This is a genomic window from Rodentibacter sp. (assembly GCF_057314195.1).
Map to the genome: position 1 here is coordinate 52990 of NZ_DBHLAM010000022.1, position 23359 is coordinate 76348.

Annotated in this window: 31 protein-coding genes and 1 pseudogene; 16 read left to right on the forward strand and 16 right to left on the reverse strand. The window is 42.4% G+C overall.

Annotation, left to right across the window (positions count from 1 at the left end; all coding sequences use genetic code 11):
- Nucleotides 1-8 precede the first annotated feature (8 nt).
- The 9 genes from ACO59Y_RS03195 to ACO59Y_RS03235 are packed head-to-tail and all read right to left on the reverse strand — an operon-like array spanning nt 9 to nt 4239.
- A complete protein-coding gene (locus ACO59Y_RS03195; RefSeq protein WP_486130579.1) occupies nt 9-515 on the reverse strand; it encodes an antiterminator Q family protein in 507 nt (168 codons plus the stop codon).
- The gene (locus ACO59Y_RS03200; RefSeq protein ID WP_486130581.1) at nt 512-1057 is read right to left on the reverse strand and encodes a recombination protein NinG; all 546 of its coding nucleotides are present in this window, start codon (nt 1055-1057) and stop codon (nt 512-514) included. Before ACO59Y_RS03200 ends, ACO59Y_RS03195 begins: the two co-directional genes overlap by 4 nt.
- On the reverse strand, nt 1054-1482 hold the full coding sequence (locus ACO59Y_RS03205) for a recombination protein NinB (protein ID WP_486130583.1): 429 nt from the start codon (nt 1480-1482) through the stop codon (nt 1054-1056). Before ACO59Y_RS03205 ends, ACO59Y_RS03200 begins: the two co-directional genes overlap by 4 nt.
- Entirely contained in the window at nt 1472-2071 is a 600-nt protein-coding gene (locus ACO59Y_RS03210; RefSeq protein ID WP_486130585.1) for a DNA N-6-adenine-methyltransferase, read from the reverse strand. Before ACO59Y_RS03210 ends, ACO59Y_RS03205 begins: the two co-directional genes overlap by 11 nt.
- A 5-nt stretch (nt 2072-2076) precedes the next feature.
- Nucleotides 2077-2694, reverse strand: a complete 618-nt coding sequence (locus ACO59Y_RS03215; protein WP_486130587.1) for a replication protein P — start codon at nt 2692-2694, stop codon at nt 2077-2079.
- The gene (locus ACO59Y_RS03220; protein ID WP_486130589.1) at nt 2694-3461 is read right to left on the reverse strand and encodes a replication protein; all 768 of its coding nucleotides are present in this window, start codon (nt 3459-3461) and stop codon (nt 2694-2696) included. The genes ACO59Y_RS03215 and ACO59Y_RS03220 overlap by 1 nt, the downstream gene beginning before the upstream one ends.
- Entirely contained in the window at nt 3461-3691 is a 231-nt protein-coding gene (locus ACO59Y_RS03225; protein ID WP_070714508.1) for a helix-turn-helix domain-containing protein, read from the reverse strand. Before ACO59Y_RS03225 ends, ACO59Y_RS03220 begins: the two co-directional genes overlap by 1 nt.
- A 42-nt stretch (nt 3692-3733) precedes the next feature.
- Nucleotides 3734-4030: a hypothetical protein gene (locus ACO59Y_RS03230; protein WP_486130692.1), complete on the reverse strand. Its 297-nt coding sequence runs from the start codon at nt 4028-4030 to the stop codon at nt 3734-3736.
- 20 nt (nt 4031-4050) lie between these two features.
- Entirely contained in the window at nt 4051-4239 is a 189-nt protein-coding gene (locus ACO59Y_RS03235) for a transcriptional regulator (RefSeq protein ID WP_015971225.1), read from the reverse strand.
- A gap of 109 nt (nt 4240-4348) precedes the next feature.
- Between ACO59Y_RS03235 and ACO59Y_RS03240 the strand changes: the two genes are divergently transcribed.
- The 4 genes from ACO59Y_RS03240 to ACO59Y_RS03255 all read left to right on the forward strand — a co-directional run bounded on the left by ACO59Y_RS03240 (nt 4349) and on the right by ACO59Y_RS03255 (nt 7480).
- The gene (locus tag ACO59Y_RS03240) at nt 4349-5065 is read left to right on the forward strand and encodes an XRE family transcriptional regulator (RefSeq protein WP_486130592.1); all 717 of its coding nucleotides are present in this window, start codon (nt 4349-4351) and stop codon (nt 5063-5065) included.
- 51 nt (nt 5066-5116) lie between these two features.
- Nucleotides 5117-6172 (forward strand): N-acetyltransferase, encoded by a 1056-nt coding sequence (locus tag ACO59Y_RS03245; protein WP_486130594.1) that lies wholly within the window; start codon nt 5117-5119, stop codon nt 6170-6172.
- Nucleotides 6144-6518, forward strand: a complete 375-nt coding sequence (locus tag ACO59Y_RS03250) for an ASCH domain-containing protein (RefSeq protein WP_486130596.1) — start codon at nt 6144-6146, stop codon at nt 6516-6518. The genes ACO59Y_RS03245 and ACO59Y_RS03250 overlap by 29 nt, the downstream gene beginning before the upstream one ends.
- A 791-nt stretch (nt 6519-7309) precedes the next feature.
- Nucleotides 7310-7480: a hypothetical protein gene (locus tag ACO59Y_RS03255; protein WP_486130598.1), complete on the forward strand. Its 171-nt coding sequence runs from the start codon at nt 7310-7312 to the stop codon at nt 7478-7480.
- Here ACO59Y_RS03255 and ACO59Y_RS03260 read toward each other — a convergent pair.
- On the reverse strand, nt 7440-7658 hold the full coding sequence (locus ACO59Y_RS03260) for a hypothetical protein (RefSeq protein ID WP_486130600.1): 219 nt from the start codon (nt 7656-7658) through the stop codon (nt 7440-7442). The two genes, ACO59Y_RS03255 and ACO59Y_RS03260, sit on opposite strands and share 41 nt — an antisense overlap.
- Before the next feature lie 221 nt (nt 7659-7879).
- Between ACO59Y_RS03260 and ACO59Y_RS03265 the strand changes: the two genes are divergently transcribed.
- The 12 genes and pseudogenes from ACO59Y_RS03265 (at nt 7880) to ACO59Y_RS03320 (ending at nt 14909) form a co-directional block, all read left to right on the forward strand.
- Nucleotides 7880-8221 (forward strand): hypothetical protein, encoded by a 342-nt coding sequence (locus tag ACO59Y_RS03265; RefSeq protein ID WP_486130602.1) that lies wholly within the window; start codon nt 7880-7882, stop codon nt 8219-8221.
- A gap of 2 nt (nt 8222-8223) precedes the next feature.
- Entirely contained in the window at nt 8224-8523 is a 300-nt protein-coding gene (locus ACO59Y_RS03270) for a hypothetical protein (RefSeq protein WP_486130604.1), read from the forward strand.
- Nucleotides 8524-8536: 13 nt separating this feature from the next.
- Nucleotides 8537-9439, forward strand: coding sequence for a recombinase RecT (locus tag ACO59Y_RS03275; protein WP_486130606.1), 903 nt, complete (start codon nt 8537-8539; stop codon nt 9437-9439).
- A gap of 97 nt (nt 9440-9536) precedes the next feature.
- The gene (locus tag ACO59Y_RS03280; RefSeq protein WP_486130608.1) at nt 9537-10037 is read left to right on the forward strand and encodes a hypothetical protein; all 501 of its coding nucleotides are present in this window, start codon (nt 9537-9539) and stop codon (nt 10035-10037) included.
- 387 nt (nt 10038-10424) lie between these two features.
- Nucleotides 10425-11084, forward strand: coding sequence for a P22AR C-terminal domain-containing protein (locus ACO59Y_RS03285; protein WP_486130610.1), 660 nt, complete (start codon nt 10425-10427; stop codon nt 11082-11084).
- Between the two features lie 75 nt (nt 11085-11159).
- A complete protein-coding gene (locus ACO59Y_RS03290) occupies nt 11160-11807 on the forward strand; it encodes a translocation protein TolB precursor (protein ID WP_486130612.1) in 648 nt (215 codons plus the stop codon).
- Nucleotides 11807-11881 (forward strand): annotated as a pseudogene (locus ACO59Y_RS03295) (single-stranded DNA-binding protein); the annotation flags it as partial. The gene ACO59Y_RS03290 and the pseudogene ACO59Y_RS03295, both read left to right, overlap by 1 nt.
- A gap of 159 nt (nt 11882-12040) precedes the next feature.
- Nucleotides 12041-12442, forward strand: coding sequence for a hypothetical protein (locus tag ACO59Y_RS03300; RefSeq protein ID WP_486130614.1), 402 nt, complete (start codon nt 12041-12043; stop codon nt 12440-12442).
- 41 nt (nt 12443-12483) lie between these two features.
- On the forward strand, nt 12484-12981 hold the full coding sequence (locus tag ACO59Y_RS03305) for a class I SAM-dependent methyltransferase (protein WP_486130616.1): 498 nt from the start codon (nt 12484-12486) through the stop codon (nt 12979-12981).
- Nucleotides 12978-13499 (forward strand): DUF551 domain-containing protein, encoded by a 522-nt coding sequence (locus tag ACO59Y_RS03310; RefSeq protein ID WP_486130618.1) that lies wholly within the window; start codon nt 12978-12980, stop codon nt 13497-13499. Before ACO59Y_RS03305 ends, ACO59Y_RS03310 begins: the two co-directional genes overlap by 4 nt.
- A gap of 88 nt (nt 13500-13587) precedes the next feature.
- Nucleotides 13588-13803 carry an excisionase gene (locus tag ACO59Y_RS03315; protein ID WP_486130620.1) on the forward strand — a complete coding sequence of 72 codons (216 nt, stop codon included), beginning with the start codon at nt 13588-13590 and terminating at the stop codon, nt 13801-13803.
- Nucleotides 13770-14909: an Arm DNA-binding domain-containing protein gene (locus ACO59Y_RS03320; RefSeq protein WP_486130622.1), complete on the forward strand. Its 1140-nt coding sequence runs from the start codon at nt 13770-13772 to the stop codon at nt 14907-14909. The genes ACO59Y_RS03315 and ACO59Y_RS03320 overlap by 34 nt, the downstream gene beginning before the upstream one ends.
- 209 nt (nt 14910-15118) lie before the next feature.
- Here ACO59Y_RS03320 and ACO59Y_RS03325 read toward each other — a convergent pair whose 3' ends face one another.
- From ACO59Y_RS03325 to radA, 6 genes are all read right to left on the reverse strand, one after another.
- A complete protein-coding gene (locus tag ACO59Y_RS03325) occupies nt 15119-16291 on the reverse strand; it encodes a multidrug effflux MFS transporter (RefSeq protein ID WP_486130624.1) in 1173 nt (390 codons plus the stop codon).
- A 242-nt stretch (nt 16292-16533) separates the two neighbouring features.
- Nucleotides 16534-17874, reverse strand: coding sequence for a replication-associated recombination protein A (locus ACO59Y_RS03330; protein WP_486130694.1), 1341 nt, complete (start codon nt 17872-17874; stop codon nt 16534-16536).
- Between the two features lie 65 nt (nt 17875-17939).
- Nucleotides 17940-18572: an outer membrane lipoprotein periplasmic chaperone LolA gene (gene lolA / locus ACO59Y_RS03335; protein WP_486130626.1), complete on the reverse strand. Its 633-nt coding sequence runs from the start codon at nt 18570-18572 to the stop codon at nt 17940-17942.
- Nucleotides 18573-18601: 29 nt separating this feature from the next.
- Nucleotides 18602-21403, reverse strand: a complete 2802-nt coding sequence (locus ACO59Y_RS03340; protein WP_486130628.1) for a DNA translocase FtsK — start codon at nt 21401-21403, stop codon at nt 18602-18604.
- 2 nt (nt 21404-21405) lie between these two features.
- The gene (gene lrp, locus ACO59Y_RS03345) at nt 21406-21885 is read right to left on the reverse strand and encodes a leucine-responsive transcriptional regulator Lrp (RefSeq protein WP_373604184.1); all 480 of its coding nucleotides are present in this window, start codon (nt 21883-21885) and stop codon (nt 21406-21408) included.
- Nucleotides 21886-21961: 76 nt separating this feature from the next.
- On the reverse strand, nt 21962-23338 hold the full coding sequence (gene radA, locus ACO59Y_RS03350; protein WP_486130630.1) for a DNA repair protein RadA: 1377 nt from the start codon (nt 23336-23338) through the stop codon (nt 21962-21964).
- Between the last annotated feature and the right edge of the window lie 21 nt (nt 23339-23359).

The window sequence follows — 23359 nt, forward strand, 5'->3', positions numbered from 1 at the left end:
AGGGGGTGTCAATAAGTAATTTTTATATTTTTTGAATTTTGTACACCAGTTTTAAGAAGAACGAAACCAGTTACAAGAAGTTCGTGAATTATAGCTTTTGCTAGGCCAAGTTCTTTTTTGACATTTCTCTTAAATGTATCAATGCTCGGAACTCGAATATTTGATTTACCCGCGCATGGTTGCATGCTAACCTCCCCGCTATTTTCGCGCAGCTTGACAGCAATCCTATTAATTGGATTTTTATTGACGTAATAAGAAAACATGATAAAACGCAAAGTGCGGTCATTTTTTGCGAAGAACCGATCGACGATTTGGCTAATCATATAACCTGTTTCATCATCGCAGGTTTGTTCCCCTGGTTCGGCAGATGCTACGCTTTGCATTAGCTTAGCAATGATATTAACCTGTGCTTTGTCTAATCGACCGGACCGCACCCATGCCCCCCATTTAAACATCCATTCATCGACGAACTCTTCTTGCTGCTCTGTCAACGTTAACTCGGCAAACCGCTTCATTGCTCTAACTCCTTAATTTTCGCTTTGTAATGTTTGATGATCGCCTTGCAGTCTTCGATTGTGTATTTTTTCGGGTCATGGTCCTGCTTTTCCAAAAATTCCACCGCACTTTGTCCAATGCGCCGGACGAGATTTATCCGATATTCGATAATGTTCCCGCTTTTATGGTTATTACATACGCTGCATTGCTTGTGTACGTTTTGTTCGCAGAACCTTAATTCCGGACAAGCCCCAACGCTGCGATAATGCCCGGCATGGTATTGCCCTTGATGATAGCGGCCGCAACTAATACAAGGTTGGTCTTTATCCCGTAACCGGATAAATTTATTAAACACCGCCTGCGCGTCTCTGAGCCACTCTGCGCGGCTTTTCAGTTTCTCCTTGCGTTCCTTAAGCCGTTTCTTTTCCGCTTTGTTTTGCTCGGCCGCTGCCTGTTGCTTGGCATATTCCATAGCACATTGCACCGAGCAGACTTTCGCGAGAGAATTTGCCGGATAAAACAGGTTGCCGCAGTTTTTACATTTCTTTGTCTTACACTTCATCTTGCGCCCCAAAATCCGAATCTGTCGTTGAAATGAACACCATTGTTTACGCCCCACGCAGTCACATACTCAATAAGGCTCGCCATTCTACTTACACTCATTTTTGCTGAGCTTTCACGGATATTTACAAATTCCCCCTCCAACCCCGGCACAACATCCGCTTTTTGATTAGTGGCGATTGCATGACCGGAGATAAATAAGACTTTCCATTGCTCCATAGAGAGTTTCCGCCCCATAAATTCGGCTTGGTTCGCCACGTCTTGGCACATAGCGTGAAATTTCGCATTTTGCTCAAGATTACGTGTCATTGGTTGGATTTTAATAACCAAAGGCTTTTTGTCGTCTGTTGGCAAGTCTTGGATAAACGCTTGGCAATTCGACCGCACTTGTTCGTTGCGCAAGAAAAACGTTTGCTTATCGGTCATTGTAACCGCCTATTTTTTTAATAAAATCAAGACTTACTGAGCGTTGTACAAAGTCTTGCATTGTAGGGTCAAATACTACGACCATTGAGCCTTTGTTGTTTCCACCAACCTCATTGCCAGTCACTGGATTGATAAATTTGATTCGGCCCGAATTAAAATTTCCCTTGTGATCGGTAAACCCGATAATGTCGATCACCTCGTTAGCCTCTTTCCGGATAACCTCAAACCATTCTGTTGATTTATCCAACGGCAACAACATCACCACAAAATAACCAGCCTTGCGTAATTCTGCTGCACGCAACACAAAAGGCAGTGGGTTGTTGTAAGGCGGGTTAACGAAAATCCGTAGCGGGAAAGAGCAAACCTCAGCCACTTCACCAACCAATAAATCAAAAAGGTTGTCGGCTAAAAAATCAGGGGCAATAGATAAATTCTCGTCGTCATCCATACCTTGCTCACCAATATATCGATAACACAAGGCGTTTTTAGCATTTGCGCAGCCATCTAAATCAAACCAGCCAAATTTGTTTTTGAGCCAGTTAAAAACATACTTCGGCGTTTGCCATGTGTTCTTGTCAAAGTTTGTCATGCCGTTTATCCTTTTAATGCCGCCTTGCAGTTGGCAATGTGTTGTAATGTTTTTTCCTGTGGGAGATTCACGATTTTTTGTTCGATTGCCACCGGAATTTCTGGAAACTCGTAACCGCTTTTAACTTTTTCCACAGCGTCTTTTAGCGCTTTAGGGGCCGCATTTAACAAATCTTCTTCGCGCTTGTTCCAATACTTGTTGTAAATCGTTGACAGTAGCCAATATTCCGCTTTTGAGCGGTATTTAAATTTGTGCTCGTCATACTTGGCGTAACCACTAAAAGATTTTAGTCTGGCAATCAACTCGGACTCTGTCGGCAAACCTAACGAGTGATAGTCAATATCGTTGCACCACGCCACAAACTCACCCACGCTTGGCAAATAACCGTTTGCTTTGGCCCTTGCTGCCGCCATGCCGCGCTTGACTTGTTCAAAGGTTTTAATGCCGTTTTCGGCAAACCCTAAAATCCATTGTTGCTTTAGGATTTCCAACTGCTCCCTGCTAATCGTGAGCAAAATCGGACAGCTCGCAGTGAGATTTTCAAAAATCTTGTCAATCATGTGGCGCGCTTGGTCCGGTACGCGTCTTGCGCCGACTTGCTGTTGTGTTGTTAATTGACTCATCAAAATGCCCCCGCCATTTTTTCAGGACTAGACCAGTCGCTTGAGTTTTTCTCGGCAAAAGATTCTTTGCGTGCTCGCTGTTGCCCATCTTGCCAATCCCAACTAGCTCTAAACCCCTGCCAATTTCGCTCGATTGATATTGTGATTGCTTGCACCAACGGAATTCCCGCCTTGTTGGCCTCACGCCGAAATCCGTTTAGCACAGTTTCGGTGATAACGGATTTTTTTGCTTTGCGATGAGCAATAAAATCTTTAGCAAGCTGTCCGGTGATCCCGAATTGCTCTAAAATTTCAACCGCACTTTTTGAGGTTTTTCTCGCGCGCGCGTTACTAACCGTTAGGTTAGTATTTGTATTTTGTGTAGTGTTTTTAATATTGTTTTTTGTGTGTTCACTTTCTGAACTAGTGACTGGTTCACTTTCTGAACTAGTGATGTTCACTTTCTGAACTAGTTCACTTTCTGAACTAGTGCTATTTCTGAACAAGTTGATGGCGTAAACGGAAGTATTTCTCGCGCCGACTTTGCGGACTAAAAGACCGGCATCTACAAGATTTTTTAACGCGTTAATTACCGCAGTTTTACCCGCGCCCGTAAAAGTCACAAATTGGCTGAGTGAAATTGCGTCAAACTCTTTACTCCAGCCTTTAGTTTTGCGGATTACAAGCAAATAGCATTTAAGCTCAACGCCGCCAAGCTCCGCCATTAAGTCATCAACTAACGCATTCGGGACTTGGAAAGAATTTGGGATAAAACGATCGTTACTCATCACGCCTCCAACCAATACTGGGCAACACGTTTTCCACTTGGCACGGTAATCATTTTGCTGATGATGTTATGCCCACGTTTTTTAAGGTCATAGATACGGGCGCCAAGACGTAAGCAGTTAAAGCGCTTTTCCGCGTCTAAGTGCGTTAATCTTTCGCCGTTTTTGAGTGCTTTTAAAATCTGTGCTGATTGTGTTTGACTTGTCGTCTCGTTTTGATTAATATTTTCCATGTTAATTTTTTCCTAAATTGCCACGGTTGCCGCCGTGGTTTTTTATTTGCCCAAATATTTCTCGCGCAACCGGTCGTCAAAGCCTTTTGCCGCCAATAAAAGCAGTTCCAACTCTGATTTCTCAATTGCTACGTGAGAATTCACATCGAAAACATCAAACCCATTTGCCGCAATAAAATTAAACGTCTGATTAGCGTCTTCATTGCTGACAAAACGGCTCAACGTGGACGGCGAACATTCCATCTCGTCCGCAATCTCGCATTGTTTCTGTTTCCAGTATTTGTTCATAACCCGATCTGAAAGTGGTTTTGCGGATCGGGTGAGTTTATTGCGTGCCATTGCGCTTACCTGTTGGTAAATTAATTCCATAAATCAGGGCGCAATTCAGATTTCTTGACTTTACCTTGCGTCAATTCTTCAATCTTTGCGCAACGTTCCGCCGGAACTCTTTCACGCCACTTGGAAACTGCCCAAGGAGTAAGATTGAAATGACGAGCCATAGCCGAAATCCCACCCACGATTTTGTAAGCTTTTTCGATTGGTAGCATTTTAACCCCTCATATCTATTTAAAGTAGCATAATTCTACTACTAAAAATAGAATTGAATCAACTATTTTATTTATGTATCTTCTACCTATAGTAGAAATGGGAGTTTATATGACGACACTTGCGAGCAGACTTGCCGAACTTATGACGCAACAAAACAAGAGTATTCGTGACTTACAGGACGCTTTGGGCGTGACTTATGAAATGGCTAGGAGATATATATTAGGAACTGCCACGCCGAGAGATGCGAAGATAGAGGCAATGGCGGTATATTTCGGCGTCAGTCCTGCTTACTTAAAGTATGGGGCGAGTGAAGAAACCGAAAAACAAGGGCAATCAACAGAAAGCATAAAATCAAATGTGAGAGAGGTAGGTGCCTTTGACTTATGGGATCGCAACACGCCACTAAATAGCGATGAATACGCTGTTCCGTTTTATCAAGACATTCGCCTTGCTGCTGGAAACGGATTTGCTGATGACATAGCGGACTATAACAACTTCAAATTGCGTTTCTCCAAGGCAACACTACGTAAACAAGGCGTACAGTACGAAAATGCGGTATGTGTGATTGCTGATGGAAATTCAATGGAGCCGGTTATTCCGGATGGAACAACGGTGGGAATTGATTTGGGCAATAAGACAATCCGAGACGGCAAGATTTACGCTATCAATCACGGCGGCTTGTTGCGCATAAAACTACTCTACAACATGCCAAATGAACAAGTGAAAATACGTAGTTATAACAGCGAAGAACACCCAGACGAAACAGCCGACCTAAAAGATATATCGGTACTTGGGAAAGTTTTTTGGTATTCAGTTTTACTATAGAAACTAACACTGGATATTGTTGATCTATAATGACTAATCTAAGGAAGAAATATGGACAATTTAAAATTTGAATGTTTTTCAAATATTAATTTAGATGACCCATTTTTTGACAGTTTAAAATCTGATTATATGGAGTTCCCCGACTGGTTCAAAAGGAAAGCCGAGAAAAATGAATATGCTTATGTCCTTTACAATTATAATAGCATTGATGGTTTTTTGTACCTAAAACAAGAAAATGAAATTCTTGATATAGTTCCACCAATATATAATTGTAATATTTTAAAAGTTGGCACATTTAAATTTAATCCGCAAGGTACGCTCAGAGGACAGCGCTTTATAAAGAAAATTCTTGATATAGCAATCATTAATCACTTTGAACTTATTTATCTGACTATATTTGAAAAACACGATTATCTCATTAAATTATTTCAAAAATATGGTTTTTATTATGCCGGTACTAAACAGACTATGAATGGAACAGAGTATGTTTATATGCGAGATATGCGGCACGTTGTTGGCGATATTATTCTAGACTACCCTTACGTTGATCCCAATGCCAATAAATACCTTCTAGCCATTCATCCTGAGTATCACACTCGTCTATTCCCAGAATCTATTTTATTTAATGAATCACCAAATATAATTCAGGATGTTTCACATTCAAACAGTATACATAAGATCTACATATCCGGGGCTTATGGAGCATATAAATTAAAAAGAGGTGATATTCTTGTAATGTATAGAACTGGAGATGGACAAGGATCTGCGTATTATCGTTCAGTGGTATCATCCGTTTGTGTTGTTGAGGAAGTTCACCATATCTCAGAATTCCCAACAGAAGAATCTTATCTTCAATATTGCAGCCGATTTAGTGTATTTAACGCTAGTGAACTTTCTAAATTTTATAGAGAAAAACGATATCCATATATCATTAGGTTTACCTATAATTTAGCTTTGCCAAAACGAATTAATCGGAAACAATTACTTGACAATAGCGTGATAGGAGATCAAACTAGAATTGTATTAGAACAGATTTCTAATGAGCAATTTAGTAGTATTTTAAGGTTATCGCAAGCAAATGAAAGTTTTATTATCAATCAAGCCTGAATTTGTAGAAAAAATTATTTCTGGTGAAAAGAAATTTGAGTTTAGAAAATCTCTACCAAAACGCGAAGGCATAACAACAGTTGTTGTGTATTCCACAATGCCGGTAGGGAAAGTGGTTGGTGAATTTAAAGTGAAAGATACTCTATCTCACACCCCGGAATCTCTTTGGGAAAAAACAAAGGAGTTTTCCGGCATCACTAAAAATTTCTTTGATCAATATTTCTCCTCAAGAGCTTTAGCACACGCACTTGAAATTGATTCATTCAAGTTATACGATGAGCCGTTAGTAATTTCAGATGTGTTGCCATCTGGCACACCTCCACAGTCTTATTGCTACATTAACTAATCAACAAACCGCCCTTAGGCGGTTTTCTTTTGCCCGCGATTCCTACCGCACTTTATTTTGTTCACTGAACAAGTTCATTTGTTCATTTTTTCCTTTTCTTCTCAATTTTGTACTAAACGCCGACCGCACTTTTTAAAATCCGCACTAATCCACTCTCTTTTTTCTGTGATCTAGATCACAAATTCAGCAAATAGTCAAAAATAAATTCAATTAAAAATCAAATATTTACTACTTTTAATAGAAAATATTTCTACTTTTATGCAATTTCTAGTTGCAATTAAATCTACTTTAAGTAGAATTAGCCACATCAAAACGAGATACACAATCTCAACGCTCTTTAACAATACGATTAAAAACACATCGACCAATACTTAAGCGCAGTTAAAACGGCAGTGAGAATGACAAAGCTCACCGATTAATTAGCGATAAGTAGTTAGGAGTAAGTGACTTATGGTCTTGTTGTGATAACACGCCAATCCCGACGGATCGCAAATAGCGATGAACGGATGGAGAAAACTTACATTGCGGTGTGAATGCTTACGGAAATGCAAACAAAGCCAATGGGTGGGAATAGCTAAACGTAAGCAACCGAACCACTGTTTTTGGTCTGTTTTTAAAATGGTTAAAAAAGGAAAAGCGACAGACAGCAAACGTTAGCTAAAGGCGTGACATACCGGAGAGACGGTAAATTTCAAAGCGCATTCTACAAATAATCGAACGAACGCGCGCAGTGAGAGGAATGTTCTTGAGTGCGCTTTGAAATGGCAAACATAAAACAAACGAGGTTAAAAATGGAAGAAAAACAAGAAAACAGCCTATCTGAAAGAGATAAAGAACGAATCAAACAGGCTGTATTAGAAAGTGCGGCAAAGAACACGAATCTTAAGCCAAATGAAGTAGCTGCTCATTTATGTGAGGCATTTACTTTAATTCAGGCTTATACATATTCAAAATCCGAATAGTATCGGTGTTTTCATCAAGCGATTCAAGTTCAGTTGAAAGTGCTTTAATAAACTCACCAAGTGCTTTTGCGTGATATGTGGTAACGATATTCATTTGATCACTTTGGGTTTGTGTTGCGGTCGTTAATATATCGCGGGCAAACATCAATGCCAATGTATCTGCTTTTGGTTTATTCATAATTTCCTCCTGTTTAGATGTAGTCGCAAGATGGAATCTTACTCCTCGTTGTAGTCGCATACAAGAGGGCTTGAGCCTTGCAAGCATAAAGAAAGGCAGCTATCAAAAACCGTATTCTTTAAGCCGAGTGTGGTTCTTGATGGTTGTTATCTTCCATCAAATTGGTTCCTTAGGTTTGCCCTCCGTAAAAGGAGGGCTTTTTTTATAAAAAGGAAATGAAAATGAATACAAAACGTTCAAAAGACATATTTATCCGGCAAGAAAAACACAGTTTCACAGAATTTTTAAAAGTCACCGCCGGCTGGCTTGCAGTTGGTGCGCTGCTGTTTTTGGCTGTGATGATTTTAATCGCTTTCCGCCCTGCGTATGCCACCAACACAGACTGGCACGACGATGCCGTCAGCCGACAAATCCAAGCCGACGCTCGCGCCGAAGCACGCAAAATCTGGCGCGAAGAACACGGCGATTGGCAACCGAATCTCACCCCCGCGGCCGAAGCGGAATTAGTACGTTACACCGTACAAAAACAAACCGACATGGTGCGGGCAACGCAGGAACAATAAGTATGAAAGCTTACGCCGATTATTACAGCCAACTCGACGCAAAACATCAGCGCGAACTGGACAATCAAGCAGCTTATGGTTGCGCCTTAGATAGCGAAAAGTCCAACGTCGATGCCGATTTAAAAGCCCGCGGCGAAAAAAGCGATTATTTCAGCGAAATCACCGAAATACTCAGCATCAACAATAATTTCTGGCTTGCCATCGGCAGTGGCGCGAGTTATGACGACTTCCGCAGCGTGGCCATCGAAGAGATCGCTGCGCGTAACCTTGAAGCAAGAAAAAACGACTATTACCCAGATTAAGTGAGGTAAAAAAATGACGACCCAAGTTCAAACCCAACAAAAACAACCACCGGCATTAAAAGCCTTTTTCGACAAACCCAATATTCAAAACAAAATCAAAGAATTAGTCGGCAAAAATGCCGCTACTTTTGCGACTAGCGTGCTGCAAATCGCCAACAGTAATTCAATGCTTAAAACCGCCGACCCGATGAGTATTTTCAATGCCGCCTGTATGGCAGCTACACTCAATCTCCCGCTACAAAACGGCTTAGGTTTTGCTTATATCGTCCCATATCAAAACCGCAAAGAGAAAAAGACCGAGGCTCAATTTCAGATCGGCTATAAAGGGTTTATTCAGCTGGCCCAGCGTAGCGGCCAGTTTGAGCGACTTGTATCGCTACCGGTTTACAAAAAGCAGTTAGTCAAAAAGGACTTTATCAACGGGTTTATTTTTGACTGGGAGCAAGAGCCTGAGGATGATGAGAATCCAATCGGATATTACGCTTATTTTAAACTCATTAATGGATTTTCCGCTGAGCTATACATGAGCCATGATGATGTTGTTAAACACGCACAGCGCTACAGTCAGACGTTTAAAAAAGGATTTGGTGTATGGCATGACAACTTTGAGAGCATGGCATTAAAAACAGTTACTAAGCTCTTGTTATCCAAGCAAGCCCCGTTATCCGTGGAAATGCAACAGGCCGTATTATCCGATCAGGCGGTAATCAAAAACGAAGGCGAATTCACTTACAACGACAATATCATTGATGGTGAAATTGTTGTCGCCGTTGATGAAACTACCTTTGAACAATGCAAGCAAAGTGTTCAAAACGGCGAAACTACAGTGCAAGAGCTTTGTGATAGCGGTGCGTATGAGTTTAGTCAAGAGCAGTTTGCGGAGTTGGAAGAAGTTGAGAATAAAAGATCAGAATAAATAAATTGACAACCCGCCCGCCATCGGATTAAGATACCCCCACTTTCAAGCCGTCTCAAACGGCTTTTTTTGTATCTAAAATTTACAGGAGAACAAAATGACATCACTCACATACCAAGACTTATGTAAACAACAGCAACAATACAACGACATTCTAATTGGACGCAGAGCAACATTAAGAGAGCAAATCAGACAGCTTAGAGTAGCGCTGGCAATGGATTTAGGACTACTCGAAAGAACCTACAAAAAACAACTTAATGACCCAGCCCCGACAGAACCTTATGTGAAAATAACTGATTGTGAGGGCGTTCCAAGCGACGAGCACCAACTTAAAGCCGAATATGACTGTTTACACAATCCGAATATCACGTTTGGATTAACGTTAGCACTGGAAGAAGGCCCAACAACCTACCCTAAAAAACCGGTTCGACTTGTTATCACAGCTTATTATCTTTCAGAAAATTCCGTAAGATTCGTCTTTCCTAATATTGACGGCACGCCCTCTTTCGGGGTTCGTATTGATGACGATGAGCAAAGTAAATTTACTCAAGTTGTAGAAGCCTATAAACAGCTTGTGATGAAAACTTTTACAATCTAATTGACAAAAACCGCCATCAACAGATAAGATTTTTTTATCGGGGAGAGATAGGTGTAATACAATACTCGAAAGAGAAATAAGCCCAACAAAATCAATAACCGCTCGGGTGCGGTAACCGCTGATTGTGTAGTTGATCCCCGATATTGACAACCCCAAATTCTTATATTACTATTCGCTCCAAGGTCTCAAAACCTAAAACTCAAGGCGGATAGTTCACTAATCGCCACAAGGCGATTTTTTTATATCCGTAATCCTGACTATGTCGGGAGGGCGACTAATACAATACCGAAAGGAAATACGTCCAGCCCTACCTTGAGTGGGTTTTTGAGCCTCCCGACGCCATTCTCAAAAATGGCTTGTTTTAAACAAATACTCAAGGATTACAATATGTCAAATCTTACTATCTTCAAATTTGAAAACACTCCTGTTCAAACCATTGTAGAAAACAATGAGATCTTTTTTAGAGCAGCTCAGCTTGCAGAGTTATTGCAATATAAAAATCCACATAAAGCGATTAAAGATCACGTAGATCCTGACGACCTAACGAAACGTGAGGTCGTGAATACCATCAATAAACGTGCTCAAGTTCTCTTCGTGAATGAAAGCGGAATGTATTCATTAGTCTTGAGTTCAAAATTAGAGCAAGCTAAAAAAGTAAAACGCTGGGTCACTTCCGAAGTGTTACCGGCAATTAGAAAAACAGGAAAATATCAAGTGCAACCAAAACAAATCGCACTACCCGAACCTGAAAAGAAATTCACCTTTGAATTCACGGAGTACGAACTCCAACAGCTTATTTGGTTATGGTTTGCTTTCAAACGTGGTGTCGGCACTTTCCAACACATCGAAAAAGCCTTCAGAGTTTTAGGCTCGAATATGAGCGGGCAAATCTACGGACAGGCTTACGAATATTTAAGCGTGTTACGCTCAACAAACAAAATCTTAAATCGCATTACCAAAGAGTTTGAGATTGACCCAATGACAAACTGGCGAGCATTAGAACACTTGCGCAAATTTGACCCGAAAGCCGTCAGAATCGACTTCTAAAACAACCAAAAATCCACCGCACTTTTTTAAGCCTGCGGCGGATTGTTACACCTAAAATTTAACAAGGAAACTAAGATGTACCACTTTAAATCCCGCTGTTCCGGCATCGCCGATTTAATGCCGGTGCCGAAAAATAAAAGCGATGGAATTTCCGCCACGGCCAAAAGTGCGGTCAGAAAAATTGCCAAATTAGACTTGTTCGGCTATCAAGATTTTGAGGGCAACAAATACACCGAAAAAGGGAATTTGTTAGAAGAACAGGCGATCAAATTAAGCGCGCGCAAGCGTGGACTGCCTCTTAAAAAAAACAACGAGCGACGCGAAAACGACTGGGTGACGGGTGAATGTGATGTTTATGTTCCAACCCGTCGCTTAATTATCGATACAAAATGCTCATGGGACATTGGTACGCACCCGTTTTTTACCGACGAAGCCGAAGAAAAAGCAAAAAAGGCGGGTTATGACTATCAAATGCAGGGCTATATGTGGTTGTGGGAATGCGATGAAGCGCAAATTGATTTCGTGCTTTTCCCGACGCCGTTTGAGCTATTAAGCACTTACGACAATTCCGAACGTTACATTGACTTAGTCGAACAAATCCCGCAGGACAAGCGAATTACCACCGTCACAATTAAACGTGACAATGAAATTATCGAAAAAATCAAACAACGCGTCGAAGCGGCGCAAGACTATTATCAGCAACTCATACAGGAGATGAGCTAATGGCAGGAATTAACAAAGTCATTATTGTCGGCCGCCTTGGCAACGCCCCGGAAATGCGCACCATGCCGAACGGCGGAATCAGCAAGCTATCCTGTGGTAGTTAATAACTACGTAAATAATTTTATTGAGTGGGCCAAAAGCCAATTTAATGCACCGCAAGATTACAACTCACCTAGGCCGCTGGTTGATGTGTTGCCGGTGGTGGATTACAAACCTTATAAAGGAGACATAAAATGTTCGTTGAAGTCCCAACAGTCAAAAAAGTAAATATTAAATACATAGCAATTAAAGTACCGGTCAGATACGGTGAAGAAGACATGCCGTTTGATTTTCCAATGCGCGAAGGCGATGAATGGATTGCGAAAATAGACCTTGATACCAACAAGATAGTAAACTGGCCACAGGGCAAATCAGGAAGTTTTTCATTAAAAGTAGTTGACGAAGGCATTTACGCATTACTGGATGAAGACGGCGCGTATGTTGCGCAAATTTCTTACGACTACGTCCCAAATCGAGTTATTCCGGGCGAATACGGCGATTATATCGATATGAAAATCGACGAAACCGGCAAAGTAACGAATATGCCATATCCAATTAGTTTTGATGATTTCTTTAAAAAGAATGAAGATGATTAATAAAGACGCTCACTTGGAGCGTCTTTTATTTTGAGGTAATTATGACTTACAAGCCAATTTTAGATGCGTGCTGCGGCAGTCGGATGTTTCACTTTGACAAACAAAATCCACACGTTTTATTTGCCGACAACCGAGCTTTCGAAAGCACCTTGTGTGACGGGCGGCAGCTAAAAATTGCACCGGATGTTATCCACGATTTCACGGATATGCCCTACCCGGATAAATCTTTTAAATGTGTAATTTTTGACCCGCCCCACTTAATCAAAGGCGGTGACAAATCTTGGTTAGTCAAAAAATACGGACGGCTTGACGAGGATTGGCGAACGCAGCTTAAAAAAGGTTTTGATGAGTGTATGAGGGTGCTTGATGACGGCGGATCGCTTATTTTTAAGTGGGCGGAAACGCAAATCACGGTAAAAGAGATTTTATCCGCAATTGGAGCAACACCGATTATCGGACATAAATCCGGTAGGCTAAATAATACGCATTGGATGTTGTTTGTTAAAGGCGTTAACTATATCGGAGATGATACAAGATGAGTAAATACTTTAGTTATGACGCGATCGATGTGAATTTATATGTCCATGACACCGCAGAGGAGGCTAAACAATCCGCGTTAGATATTGCCGAGGATGGATATAACTTAAGTTCAGGTTGGTGTGACGGACTTTCAAAAGGCTCGCAGGATTTAATTAAAAGTATTTGTTATGGCGTAATCCTTGGCTGGATTGATTTACCTGTTCGCCAGCCCTCTGTTGAGCAAGATAGAGCGGATGCAGTGGCGAAGTTTAAGTATATGGTGCAACCTCCGGTTATTGTTGAGCATGAGCAAAATAACGGCTGGATTAAGTGCAGTGATAGATTGCCTCCAGTCAACGAGGACGGCGAGAGTTGCTCTGTTTTACTTTATGGTATAGATATACTTAGCGACTTTGGATCTCATCAGTTTATTGGGTACTTGATGGATGGTAAGTTTTATTGCGATGACGGACATAGTCCACATCAATGCTATTACGTCTCTCACTGGCAACCACTCCCTCCACCACCAACAGAATAACCAACGACCGCAAAAGTGCGGTCTTTGAAAACGCTTTAGATGATTAATTCAAGCCGCCCTTTTGGGCGGTTTTTTATTGGAGGAAAATATGGAAAATATTATTATCATTCCGGCGAAAACAATGCCAATCACAAAATACTGTGAAGTGTTTGGGCTAAATCTAGCGCAAATAAATAGGCGATTAGAGCGTGGTATATGGCAAAAAGATGTTCATGTACTACAAGTAGAAGGTTGTAAAGAGCGATTTATTGACTTGGAAGAGGTGGATAAATGGGCGAGAAAAAACAAAATCCACGTGGTGTAACAATTCGCAAGCACAAGGCAAGCGAAACGATTAATATCACTTTCACATTTAAAGGGGTGCGCTGTCGTGAGCCACTCTCTTTACCCATTACTCAATCAAATATCAATTATGCAGCAAGATTATTAGGCGAAATTCGAAATAAAATTGAGCGCAATACATTCAATTATGCTGACTACTTCTCTACTTCCTCCCGTCTTAAAATTTTTGGAAAACTTATTGATGGCGTTACAGTAAAGCATTATCTTGATGAGTATATCGAAACGGCAAAAGTGCGTAAGCTCTCACCGTCCACTATTGTTGGTTATCAAAGGATAGTCAATGAGCTTTCCAGTTTTCACAAGGTTGCCGTAAGTAGTTTAACGCCTGCAATGGTTAAAAACTGGATAAAACAGCAACACACAACAACCAAGACGATCAGAAATAAATTATCTGTCTTGCGTAGTGCAATTGACGAGGCTGTAACAGATGGTGTAATACAGATAAATCCTGTATCTCAAATTTCAGTCGATCGTTATAAATCCACCACCTCGCAGCAAAGTGATGAATACGAAGTCGATCCGTTTACGCCCGAAGAAATTGGATTGATTCTTGATAATTGCCGTTTTCAACAATGGCGTAACCTATTTTGTTTTGCATTAAGAACCGGCTTACGTAGTTCAGAATTGTGTGCTCTGCGTTGGATTGATATTGATTTTACTGAACAGACTGCTCACATCCAAAAAGCAAAAGTTGTAGGCGTAGTGAAAGGCACAAAAACGAAATCTGGGAATCGTATTATCGATCTTGATGAAGTTGCATTGAGCGCATTAAGAGACCAACAAGATTTCACACGAGATTGTGATTTTATTTTCTGCGATCCAAAAACTAAGCAACCTTGGGCATCGTCGGATGCAATCCGAAAAAAGGCATGGGTTCCAACTTTAGCGCAAGCTGGAGTACGCTATAGAAACCCTTACCAAACACGTCACACTTTTGCTACAATGCATATTTCACAAGGTGCAAACCTGTTTTGGCTATCAAAACAAATGGGACATAAAGGCCCCGAAATGCTTTTCCGTCATTACGGACGTTTCTTGAAAGAGTACGAAGGGAAAACAAGTAAATAATTTCCGAAAGGTACGTATTTGATCCGCGCAATAATTGAAAATGAAAATATTCTTTAACATTCAATTAGTTAAGTGTTATTAATGCGCGGGTTCAACTCCCGCCAGCTCCACCAAATCACCATCCAAAGCAAACTTATCAAATTCTAAAAAGCCTTGAAAATAACAATTTCAAGGCTTTTTTATTCTAGGCAAACAAACGTGCTTTGTAATCAGTCAACATTCGCAATGTGCTTGCGAATTGCCAAATAAATGAGTAAACCTAACAATCCGCACACCAAAATTACGCTTGCTGTGGCGTAAAAAATATCGCCAATGCCGACTAATGGCGAGACTATACCGCCTAAAAAGAATGGGGCGAATCCTAACAAGGCGGAGGCGCTGCCGGCATATTGACGTTCGCTTTCCATTGCTAGGGACGAAATGGCCGGAAACGTTAAGCCCATTAATAGCAACATCACAAAGAAACCAATTTCCACCCAAAACCAATGCGGCTGAATCATTAATACCGCAATGGTATAAATTGCGGCGACGAAAAAGCCCGCCACACCGGCCTTCAATGCGGTGCTATTTGGCCACTTCGCGCCGACATTGGTGCCGATAACTAACGCCGCGCCATTCGCGCCAAAACATAAACCAAAAGCAAAGGCGCTCAAGCCGTAAAAACTTTGTAAAATAAACGGCGATGCCGCGATGTAGGCGAACATTGCACCAAGCAAGAAACTTTCAATGCCTACGTAGCTCATAAATAATCGATTTTTGACAATTTTGGCAAAAGCAGAAAAAGTGAAAAACAGCGAACCTTGCAAGCGATTTTCCGAGCTCAGACTTTCTTTTAAACGAAAACAAAAAGCCAACACCGCGACACCAATCAATGCCAAGAAGGCAAACACGCCTTTCCAGCTGATGTATTCCAATAAAAGGCTGCCGAGAATCGGCGAAACAATTGGCGCCATGCCATTGATGGTCATCAACAAGCCGAAGAAACGTGTCATTTCGCGGCCGCGGTACAAATCCGTCGCTATCGCACGGGAAATCACCACGCCGCCCGCCGAAGATAAACCTTGTATGAGGCGTAGTGCGATCATCGTTTCGATATTCGGCGCAAACACAATAAAAATCGTGCTAACAATATAAATCAGCAAGGAAATAACCAGTGGCTTTTTACGACCAAATTTGTCGCTAATCGGGCCAAGCAGCAATTGTCCCAGCGCCAATCCGATCATCGCGGAGGTTAAGGTCAATTGGGTCATGGATGCGGTGCTGTTAAAGAAGGTCGCCAATTGTGGCAATGACGGTAGATATAAATCCACCACGAAAGGTCCGAAGGCGGAAAGTACGCCGAGTAAAATCACTAAAAAGGCTTTGGAATTTGCGCTTGTCATAAAGAAATCCGAATAAAATAAAAATAAGGCGCCGATTATACTTCGTCGAGTCTTGCTTTCAACTCGTTTCATGTCTTATTTTTGTAAAATAAGAAAAAGCTTATTTCATTGTTTTATCTCGCTTTCTCTATTTATTTTGCTAAGACCCGCTGCGTTTTTAATAAAGCAAAAAGAAATTTTTTATAAAAAGATCGCTTTTTAGTACGTGCTTTTATGCCTATAAGCCGCATTTTATTACTGTTTTACTGATACCTTTTTTTCAAGGCATTTTTATCTTGTTCACGCAAGCGTTCCAGCTTTTCTTTAATTTGAATTTCCATCCCGCGATTGGTCGGAAAATAATATTGCGTGTCTTTCATTTCTTGCGGAAAATAATTTTCCCCTGCCGCATAAGCATTCGGCTCATCGTGCGCATAACGATATTCCGCGCCATAGCCAAGCTGTTTCATTAGATTAGTCGGTGCATTGCGTAAATGCGGCGGTACGTCATAATCCGGTAACGCTTTGGCCTGTTGTTTTGCGGCGTTGAATGCGGTGTAAACGGCATTGCTCTTCGGCGCGACGGCGAGATATATAATCGCTTGTGCAATAGCACGTTCGCCTTCATAAGGGCCCACGCGGGTGAAACAATCCCAAGCGGCAAGCGCTACTTGCATGGCACGCGGATCCGCATTGCCAACGTCTTCCGATGCGATCGCCAGCAAACGTCTTGCCACATAAAGCGGATCGCCACCGGCAGTTAAAATACGCGCATACCAATACAACGCCGCATCAGGCGCCGAGCCGCGCACGGATTTATGTAAAGCGGAAATCAAATCATAAAAACGATCGCCCTGTTTATCAAAGCGTGCTTGACGTTCGCCCAGCACTTCTTTTAATAAAGTGTGGTCGATTTTTTTACCGTTTTCGGTTTCATCCGCCATATCAGCCATCAATTCAAGGGAATTAAGCGCAAGGCGGGCATCGCCATTCACATATTCGGCAAGCAGATGCAAAATATTGTCTTCTAAAACCAACCGCGCGTTGCCCAGCCCGCGTTCCGAATCTTGCACGGCCCGTTGCAATACTTGTTCGATTTCTTGCACGGTTAAGGATTTCAACACATAAACCCGCACCCGTGAGAGCAATGCATTATTCAGTTCAAAAGACGGATTTTCTGTAGTCGCGCCGATAAAAATAACAGTACCGTCTTCAATATGCGGCAAAAAAGCATCTTGCTGACTTTTGTTGAAACGATGTACTTCATCCACAAACAAAACGGTTTTACGATCGGCAAGGCGGTTTTGTTTAGCGCGATCAATGGCGTCGCGAATTTCTTTAATGCCGCCGGTAACAGCAGAAATACGTTCCACATCGGCATTAATTCGGTTAGCAATAATTTCCGCCAAGGTGGTTTTACCAGTACCCGGCGGCCCCCAGAAAATCATTGAATGCACATGACCGGCTTGAATGGCTTTGCGTAGCGGTTTACCTTCACCGATTAAATGCGATTGACCAAAATATTGCTCGAGATTAGTCGGACGCATTCTCGCCGCCAATGGCTGAAAGCTATTCTCAGCAAAATCGAAATCAAAATTAGGCATCATTATTTCCTATGAATTGGGAAAAAATTGAGGGCGTACTTAAAATACGCCCTTTATTCTTTGAGTTATTTTTTGCGTTGGTCATCCAACTCGACACCTTTCGGTGGCGTGAATTGAAACAAGTTATCCGATAAAGTTTGATTGGTAATATTGCGTAACACGTAAAGGTTAGTTTGACCGTCTTTTTCCGTTGTGCTGAAATTTTTCAATACACCGCCGCTATCCACACGAATATCAAACTGTCTGATATTGCTCTTGGCCGATTTCGGTTTTAACACAAAGGTATCCGCTTGTTGCGTTACGGAATATTGATTCCAATGACTATTATCGTTGCTAGTAAGCAATACAAACGGCGTGTCGTTTACCGCATCTTTTACCCATTGCGCAGTCACTTGTTGCACGAAAGGATCGTAATACCAAAGGGTTTTACCATCGGCAATAATTTGAGTTTCCTGCGGCGATTGGGTATCCATACGGAATAAATTCGGACGTTTAATTTGAATTTTGCCACTACCTTGTTGTACGTTTTTACCGCCGGCGGAAGTTACGGTTTGGGTAAAATCGGCACTTAATACATGCACTTGATTTAAACGCGACTGTAATTCCCCCGCTGCATCAGCAAATACCACCGCACTGAAGCCCATTAATCCCGCGCCGATAGCGTGAATTGCAGTGAGTCTTAACAGCGTTTTTTTCATTTTACTTTCCTTTTTAAGTCGAATTGAAATTAATAATCGGGACGGTGCGCCAAAATTTCTCGTTTACCGTTTTGCATGGCGCTCACAATACCTTGCTCTTCCATTTGATCCATAATACGAGCGGCACGATTAAAACCGACGCTAAATTTACGTTGAATAGAGGAAACCGACGTAGTACCCGTGTTTAATACAAATTCCATCACTTCATCAAACAGCGGATCCAACTCACCGCCGATAGCGGCCGTTTTTTCAGTATTTTCCTCATCATCAGTGCCATCTAAAATGCCGTCGATATAATCCGGTTTACCGCGTGCACGCCAATCATCAGCAATACGCACCACTTCATCATCGCTCATAAAGGCACCGTGGACACGCACGAGATCTGATGAACCTTGGCCCGAGTACAACATATCACCACGACCAAGTAGAGCTTCCGCACCACCTTGATCCAAAATAGTACGCGAGTCGATTTTACTTGCTACGGTAAAGGCGATCCTGCTTGGCACATTGGCTTTAATTAAACCGGTGATCACATCCACGGACGGACGCTGGGTGGCCAAGATCAAATGAATACCGATAGCGCGGGCTTTTTGCGCAAGGCGTGCAATCAACTCTTCAATTTGTTTTCCTGCCACCATCATCAAATCGGCAAACTCATCAACGATTACCACAATATAACTGAGTTTTTTCAATGCCGGCGGCATTTGATCGATAGTATCACCAGGTTTCCAAATCGGATTTGGAATTGGCATCCCCATGGCTTCATATTCGTCGATTTTTTCGTTAAAGCCCTCGATATTACGCACGCGCAAAGCAGAAAGTAATCGATAGCGACGCTCCATCTCATCCACACACCAACGAAGCGCATTTGCCGCTTTCTTCATATCAGTAACCACCGGCGTAAGCAAGTGCGGAATATCGTTATACACGGAAAGTTCCACCACTTTAGGGTCAATCATAATGAATTTCACGTCTTCCGGTTGCACGCGGAACAACAAGCTCAAAATCATCGTATTTACGCCCACGGATTTACCGGAGCCAGTCGCCCCTGCCACCAATAAGTGTGGCATTTTGGCCAAATCGACCACCACCGGTTTACCGCTAATATCTTTTCCTAATGCCATTGGCAATAAAGCCTTGGCGTTGTGAAATTCCGCGCTATCCAATACATCGCGTAACGGCACGATTTGACGATGCGCGTTCGGCGTTTCAATACCGATATAAGGTTTACCCGGAATCACTTCAGCCACACGAATCGAACGAAACATCAATGCGCGCGCTAAATCCGTATCAATACCGGTCACTTTCGATGCCTTCACACCCGGTTGTAATTCCAGTTCATAACGCGTGACAACCGGACCGACAAGTACATCTTGCACCGTTGCTTTTATATTAAAATTACGCAATTGCTGTTCGATGCGGCGCGACGTGTCCATAATTTCTTCACGCGTAATATCTTGCGATTGGGCAGGGCGACGTTCCAAAAGATCCAAACTTGGCAATGGCGTACTTGGTTTTTCGCGTTTGGCGGTCGGTTGTTGGAACGCTGGATGTACTAACGAATCGCCGTAGGATTTATAGTTAGGCGTGCTGTCTGCCTCCAATGCGGTGCTCTCGGGCACTTGCGGTTCCGATAAAACCACCTTTAACGCTTCTTCCGCATTTAACGCTTTCGCCCGTTGTTCCATCTCCGTTAAACGTTGTCGCTCCTGGGCGGCAAATTGGCGAGCCAGTTCATCATCTGCGCTCTCTTCTTCCGATGCGGCCATTCTGCTTTCCAATGCGGTGCTATTTTGTGATGTCGCCGATGCCAAAGAAACCCTCGGCATTGCAGGTTCTTGCAAAGAATCCAGTAGATTTGTTTTTTCTTCGACTTGAATCGGCGAATAAATATTTTCTTGACTCGAAGCAAAATTTTGCCGGGCCGATAACGCCCCCCCCTCGGAAATACTGACTTTAGGCAATTCGTCCAAGTTTTCCCGTTTAAAATCCGCAAAATTTTCATCAAAATCAGGCAAGTTCTTCAAAGCATTTGGTGAAATATCTCTTTCATTCGACAATCCGCTGATATTGATCTCTTTTTCCGAAGACAACGGCTCGATCACATTTCCATTTTCCTTTGCGAGAATTTCATCTTCTTGAAGAGAGACCGCCTCCGCTTCATCTTTATTCACGACAAGCGTTTCCGGCTTATGAATTACGATTTGTTCCAATTCATCCGCAGATTCTTTGCCTTGCTCGCCGACACTTTCACCTTCATCATTTTTCATCGTGAGCCAACGATAGAAACGCACGATAAGGCGAATTAGAAAAGTGCCGGAACAAAAAATAAAACCGATTACCGAGAACGCTAATCCGGCGAGAATACAGCCTAATTTGCCTAAAGTCGGATAAAAAGAAACCACTAGGCTTCCACCCAATACGCCGCCAGATAAATAGTAATTCGTATTGGAAAGCAGTAATGTTGCCATCGTCGTTAAGCCGACGAGTAGCATAATGAAACCGAAACTACGCAAAAGAATTTTGGTTACGGATAAAGCGCGAACCGCTTTGGTTTTCAGTAAGAAGATCGGTACAAAGAAAAATAAAAATGGAAATACGTTGCCCACATAACCGAAAAATACCAAAAAAGCGTCCATTAACCAGGCGCCGAACGCACCGGCTTTATTGACGACTTCCGTTTGATAACTGGCGGTAGACCAAGAATTATCTAAAGGCGTATAACTTGACCAGGCAACAATCAAATAGAGCCCGAAAAGTGCAGTTAAAGCAAAAATAAATTCACCGAGATACTGCTTCGGCGTAAAACGTTCTGTAATTTGTTTAATCATCTTTATTTTAAAACGAGGTAATTGGTTTGTTTCACCTCTTCCATCACCACATAAGTTCGCGTATCGTTCACCCCCGGCAAACGTAACAAGGTCGTGCCGAGTAACTTGCGGTATGCTGCCATATCCGCTACGCGGGTTTTTAGTAAATAATCAAAATCGCCCGAAACCAAATGACATTCTTGAATTTCATCTAATGCTTGAATCGCCGCATTAAATTCTTCAAATACATCAGGTTTACCACGCACTAAAGTAATTTCTACGATAACCAATAAAGGCGCATCCAGTAACTCGGGATTCAATAACGCCCGGTAACCGGTAATTACGCCTTGCTTTTCCAAGCGTTTTACGCGTTCTAAACAAGGTGTCGGCGAAAGCCCAACCTTTTTAGAAAGATCAATATTTGAGATTTTGCCATTGCGTTGCAATTCATTGAGAATTTTAATGTCAATCGCATCCAATGCTTTGCTTAACTTTTTTTCCATTTCTATTCGTTAATCTATTTGCGGTGCGCGCTATTTTAGCGAATTTTGCCGGAAGTTTCAGTATGCCAATATATTTCTAAAGATTATCCAGCACAGCAAGTGCATCCGACAATTTTTTCACTGTGAATACTTGCATATTTTCCAACGCATTTTTCGGTTTATTACCGAATGGAACAATGGCTCGTTTAAAGCCGTGTTTTGCCGCCTCACTGATACGTTCTTGTCCGCTTGGTACCGGACGAATCTCGCCGGCAAGCCCTACCTCACCAAAAATCACTAAATCTTGCGGTAACGGCTGGTTGCGGAAACTGGAAATTAACGCTAATAATAAGGCGAGATCGGCGCCGGTTTCACTTACTTTCACACCGCCCACCACATTCACAAAGACATCTTGATCCGCCATTTGCAAACCGCCGTGGCGATGCAATACAGCAAGTAATAACGCTAAGCGATTTTGTTCCAAACCCACTGCAACACGGCGCGGATTAGCCAACATGGAATGATCCGCCAATGCTTGAATTTCCACCAACAGCGGACGTGTTCCTTCCCACAACACCATCACAGAGCTACCGGATGTCATTTCATCGCCGCGACTTAAAAAAATCGCCGACGGATTTTTCACTTCGCGCAAGCCCTGTTCCGTCATACCGAATACGCCCAATTCGTTTACCGCACCGAAACGGTTTTTGTGGCTGCGCAAGGTACGATAACGCGAGTCTGCCTCACCTTCTAAAAGCAACGAACAATCAATAACGTGTTCTAATACTTTCGGGCCGGCAAGAGTACCGTCTTTCGTGACATGACCGACCATAATAATTGCCGCTTGGCGCGTTTTCGCGTAGCGCGTTAAAAATGACGCGCATTCGCGCACTTGTGCTACGCTGCCCGGCGAAGACTGAATATCCGCCAAATGCATCACTTGAATGGAATCGATAACGATAATTTGCGGTTTAAGTTGATCAGCAAGGTTACAAATTTGCTCGACGGAGGTTTCCGACAGTATATTTAACTTATCGTTCGGTAGTCCTAAGCGATTGGCACGCATCGCCACTTGTTGTAAAGATTCCTCGCCGGTTACATAAAGTGCCGTCATATTTTTTGCCAAACCGCACATTACTTGCAGTAACAGCGTACTTTTACCCGCACCGGGATGACCACCAATCAAAATCGCACTGCCCGGCACGATACCGCCTCCCAGTACGCGATCTAGCTCATTAAATCCGCTGCTAAATCGGGGCGTTTGCTGCAAACTGATCTCAGAAAGAGTTTGAATTTTCGCTTGAGTTTCACCGGCGTAACCGTTGAAACGGTCATTTTTCGGTTTGGACGCGGAAATTAAACGCACTTCGCTGATAGTATTCCAAGCCTTACAAGCAGAACACTGCCCTTGCCAGCGGGAAAATTCCGCACCGCAATCATTACATACATAAGCCGTCTTCGGGGCTTTTGCCATTTTTTATTCCTTTATTTATTC

What these genes read in the sequence shown, in the direction of transcription:
- ACO59Y_RS03210 (WP_486130585.1), bottom strand. Translation starts at nt 2,071, where the DNA reads ATGACAAACTTTGACAAGAACACATGGCAAACGCCGAAGTATGTTTTT.
- ACO59Y_RS03255 (WP_486130598.1), top strand. Translation starts at nt 7,310, where the DNA reads ATGGAAGAAAAACAAGAAAACAGCCTATCTGAAAGAGATAAAGAACGA.
- ACO59Y_RS03235 (WP_015971225.1), bottom strand. Translation starts at nt 4,239, where the DNA reads ATGCTACCAATCGAAAAAGCTTACAAAATCGTGGGTGGGATTTCGGCT.
- ACO59Y_RS03205 (WP_486130583.1), bottom strand. Translation starts at nt 1,482, where the DNA reads ATGACCGATAAGCAAACGTTTTTCTTGCGCAACGAACAAGTGCGGTCG.
- ACO59Y_RS03325 (WP_486130624.1), bottom strand. Translation starts at nt 16,291, where the DNA reads ATGACAAGCGCAAATTCCAAAGCCTTTTTAGTGATTTTACTCGGCGTA.
- ACO59Y_RS03300 (WP_486130614.1), top strand. Translation starts at nt 12,041, where the DNA reads ATGTTCGTTGAAGTCCCAACAGTCAAAAAAGTAAATATTAAATACATA.
- ACO59Y_RS03220 (WP_486130589.1), bottom strand. Translation starts at nt 3,461, where the DNA reads ATGAGTAACGATCGTTTTATCCCAAATTCTTTCCAAGTCCCGAATGCG.
- ACO59Y_RS03275 (WP_486130606.1), top strand. Translation starts at nt 8,537, where the DNA reads ATGACGACCCAAGTTCAAACCCAACAAAAACAACCACCGGCATTAAAA.
- ACO59Y_RS03240 (WP_486130592.1), top strand. Translation starts at nt 4,349, where the DNA reads ATGACGACACTTGCGAGCAGACTTGCCGAACTTATGACGCAACAAAAC.
- ACO59Y_RS03260 (WP_486130600.1), bottom strand. Translation starts at nt 7,658, where the DNA reads ATGAATAAACCAAAAGCAGATACATTGGCATTGATGTTTGCCCGCGAT.
- ACO59Y_RS03280 (WP_486130608.1), top strand. Translation starts at nt 9,537, where the DNA reads ATGACATCACTCACATACCAAGACTTATGTAAACAACAGCAACAATAC.
- ACO59Y_RS03265 (WP_486130602.1), top strand. Translation starts at nt 7,880, where the DNA reads ATGAATACAAAACGTTCAAAAGACATATTTATCCGGCAAGAAAAACAC.
- ACO59Y_RS03340 (WP_486130628.1), bottom strand. Translation starts at nt 21,403, where the DNA reads ATGATTAAACAAATTACAGAACGTTTTACGCCGAAGCAGTATCTCGGT.
- lrp (WP_373604184.1), bottom strand. Translation starts at nt 21,885, where the DNA reads ATGGAAAAAAAGTTAAGCAAAGCATTGGATGCGATTGACATTAAAATT.
- ACO59Y_RS03230 (WP_486130692.1), bottom strand. Translation starts at nt 4,030, where the DNA reads ATGGCACGCAATAAACTCACCCGATCCGCAAAACCACTTTCAGATCGG.
- ACO59Y_RS03225 (WP_070714508.1), bottom strand. Translation starts at nt 3,691, where the DNA reads ATGGAAAATATTAATCAAAACGAGACGACAAGTCAAACACAATCAGCA.
- ACO59Y_RS03285 (WP_486130610.1), top strand. Translation starts at nt 10,425, where the DNA reads ATGTCAAATCTTACTATCTTCAAATTTGAAAACACTCCTGTTCAAACC.
- ACO59Y_RS03250 (WP_486130596.1), top strand. Translation starts at nt 6,144, where the DNA reads ATGAAAGTTTTATTATCAATCAAGCCTGAATTTGTAGAAAAAATTATT.
- ACO59Y_RS03315 (WP_486130620.1), top strand. Translation starts at nt 13,588, where the DNA reads ATGGAAAATATTATTATCATTCCGGCGAAAACAATGCCAATCACAAAA.
- lolA (WP_486130626.1), bottom strand. Translation starts at nt 18,572, where the DNA reads ATGAAAAAAACGCTGTTAAGACTCACTGCAATTCACGCTATCGGCGCG.
- ACO59Y_RS03245 (WP_486130594.1), top strand. Translation starts at nt 5,117, where the DNA reads ATGGACAATTTAAAATTTGAATGTTTTTCAAATATTAATTTAGATGAC.
- ACO59Y_RS03215 (WP_486130587.1), bottom strand. Translation starts at nt 2,694, where the DNA reads ATGAGTCAATTAACAACACAACAGCAAGTCGGCGCAAGACGCGTACCG.
- ACO59Y_RS03200 (WP_486130581.1), bottom strand. Translation starts at nt 1,057, where the DNA reads ATGAAGTGTAAGACAAAGAAATGTAAAAACTGCGGCAACCTGTTTTAT.
- ACO59Y_RS03270 (WP_486130604.1), top strand. Translation starts at nt 8,224, where the DNA reads ATGAAAGCTTACGCCGATTATTACAGCCAACTCGACGCAAAACATCAG.
- ACO59Y_RS03305 (WP_486130616.1), top strand. Translation starts at nt 12,484, where the DNA reads ATGACTTACAAGCCAATTTTAGATGCGTGCTGCGGCAGTCGGATGTTT.
- ACO59Y_RS03290 (WP_486130612.1), top strand. Translation starts at nt 11,160, where the DNA reads ATGTACCACTTTAAATCCCGCTGTTCCGGCATCGCCGATTTAATGCCG.
- ACO59Y_RS03195 (WP_486130579.1), bottom strand. Translation starts at nt 515, where the DNA reads ATGAAGCGGTTTGCCGAGTTAACGTTGACAGAGCAGCAAGAAGAGTTC.
- ACO59Y_RS03320 (WP_486130622.1), top strand. Translation starts at nt 13,770, where the DNA reads ATGGGCGAGAAAAAACAAAATCCACGTGGTGTAACAATTCGCAAGCAC.
- ACO59Y_RS03330 (WP_486130694.1), bottom strand. Translation starts at nt 17,874, where the DNA reads ATGCCTAATTTTGATTTCGATTTTGCTGAGAATAGCTTTCAGCCATTG.
- radA (WP_486130630.1), bottom strand. Translation starts at nt 23,338, where the DNA reads ATGGCAAAAGCCCCGAAGACGGCTTATGTATGTAATGATTGCGGTGCG.
- ACO59Y_RS03310 (WP_486130618.1), top strand. Translation starts at nt 12,978, where the DNA reads ATGAGTAAATACTTTAGTTATGACGCGATCGATGTGAATTTATATGTC.